Below are 1,798 nucleotides of genomic sequence, written 5' to 3' on the forward strand. Positions count from 1 at the left end.
GATCCGTCCCCCGCCGCTGACCGGCATACATAGGTGCCGGACAGCGGCTCCCTTATCGCATGAGAGCCGCCCTCAGCCTAAGACAAGAAGTGTCACTCTCCTTGCATACGGTAGCGAGGATTAGTGGACATGGGATGGGTGACGATGAGTGAGCGCGAGTTGAACCGCGTTGAGGTTTTGGCGCAGGTCGACGATGGTCGGCTGACGGTAGCTAATGCGGCGAACATGTTGGATCTGACACGGCGGCAAGTGTTTCGGCTTTTAAAGCGATACCGCCAGGACGGCGCCTCAGCGATCCGGCATAAGTCGCGTGGGCGCGCGCCGAACAACCAAATCCACTCAGCCAAACGCGATTATGCGCTTACCGTCATCAAGGAACATTATCCGGACTTCGGGCCGACGCTTGCGGCTGAGATGTTGGCCGAACATCATGGGTTAAAGGTCTCGCGTGAGACGGTGCGCAAGTGGATGGTTGAAGATGGCATCTGGCTGTCTCGCAAGCAGCGCCGCCAGTTTCATCAACCTCGCCTGCGCCGGGAATGCTTCGGTGAGCTGATCCAGATCGACGGCTCGGACCATCGCTGGTTTGAAGACCGCGCACCACCTTGCACCCTGCTTGTGTTCATCGATGACGCGACCAGCACGCTCATGGAACTGCGGTTTGTGAAGTCAGAGAGCACGTTCAGCTACTTTGAAGCTTTGGAAAGCTACCTGCACAAACACGGTCGCCCGGTCGCGTTCTATTCCGACAAGCACACGGTGTTCCGTGTCTCCAAAGAAGACGCCAAGGGTGGTGCGCGGATCACCCAGTTTGGTCGGGCGCTGAGTGAGCTAAACATCGAGATTCTCTGCGCCAATTCGAGCCAGGCCAAAGGCCGTGTCGAACGCGCCAACCGCACGTTGCAGGATCGGCTGGTCAAGGAACTGCGCATCGCGGGCATTTCAGACATGGAAGCTGGAAACGCCTATTTGCAAGGCTTCAAAGACCGCCACAACGCCAGGTTCGCCAAGGCCCCGGCCCGGTCGGACAACCTGCATCGCGCGCTCAATGTCGAGCCGGATCGGCTGGCAGATGTGCTGTGCTGGCGCGAGAACCGCTATGTCGGCAGGCAGTTAACGTTCTCCTACGACCGCAAGCGGATCATGCTCGAAGAGAGTGACATCACGCGCGGGCTGGTTGGCAAATACGTGGACACCTACGCCTTTGTTGATGGCCGGTTCGAGGTGCGCTCCAAAGGCCGCTCCCTGCCCTACACAGTCTTCGACATGGATCAGCGCGTCACCCATGCGGCAATCACCAGCAACAAAAACCTGAGCGCAGTTCTGGAACACATCAAGGAGATGCAGGACGCCGCGCCGCCAAAGCCGAAGGTGCGGACAAATTCCGAGAAGATGGGTTATAAACCGAATGGGCGGCGTCCTGGCAGGCCCTCAGGATCGAAAGCCAAGAAGAAGATTGCGCAGGCGGCGGAATAGGCCAAAATCGACGGTATGACTGAGGACGAGCCAGAGATCATCTTTTCCGAATACACCCAGACCGTCACCATCGACGGGCATCACTTTGACGTCGAGATTTACAAGACCAGCATCGATCCCGGCTGGATCCTGTCAGTTGAGAACCAATTCGGCACGTTGAAGATTTCAGACAATCCGCCCTTCTTTGGTGATGTCCTTGCGTGGCGTGCCTTTGAAAAGATCGTGCGCGAAGACGGCGTCAGAGCATTCTACAATCAGACCGAACAACGGAAGCTGGGTCTCTAAGCCAATCCCCGCAAGGCTTTTCAGCCCTTCGATATGT

The 1,798-nt window shown here is 57.5% G+C and carries 2 protein-coding genes; both read left to right on the forward strand.

Going from position 1 to position 1,798, the window contains the following annotated elements; genetic code table 11:
- Window positions 1–129: 129 nt before the first annotated feature.
- Window positions 130–1,476 carry an ISNCY family transposase gene (locus tag ACGYK7_RS19080; RefSeq protein ID WP_168613405.1) on the forward strand — a complete coding sequence of 449 codons (1,347 nt, stop codon included), beginning with the start codon at window positions 130–132 and terminating at the stop codon, window positions 1,474–1,476.
- A gap of 15 nt (window positions 1,477–1,491) precedes the next feature.
- Window positions 1,492–1,761, forward strand: a complete 270-nt coding sequence (locus ACGYK7_RS19085; protein WP_394403947.1) for a hypothetical protein — start codon at window positions 1,492–1,494, stop codon at window positions 1,759–1,761.
- Window positions 1,762–1,798 lie beyond the last annotated feature (37 nt).

The sequence above is a fragment of the Sulfitobacter sp. 1A15299 genome, from assembly GCF_043556915.1.
Lineage (GTDB): Bacteria > Pseudomonadota > Alphaproteobacteria > Rhodobacterales > Rhodobacteraceae > Sulfitobacter.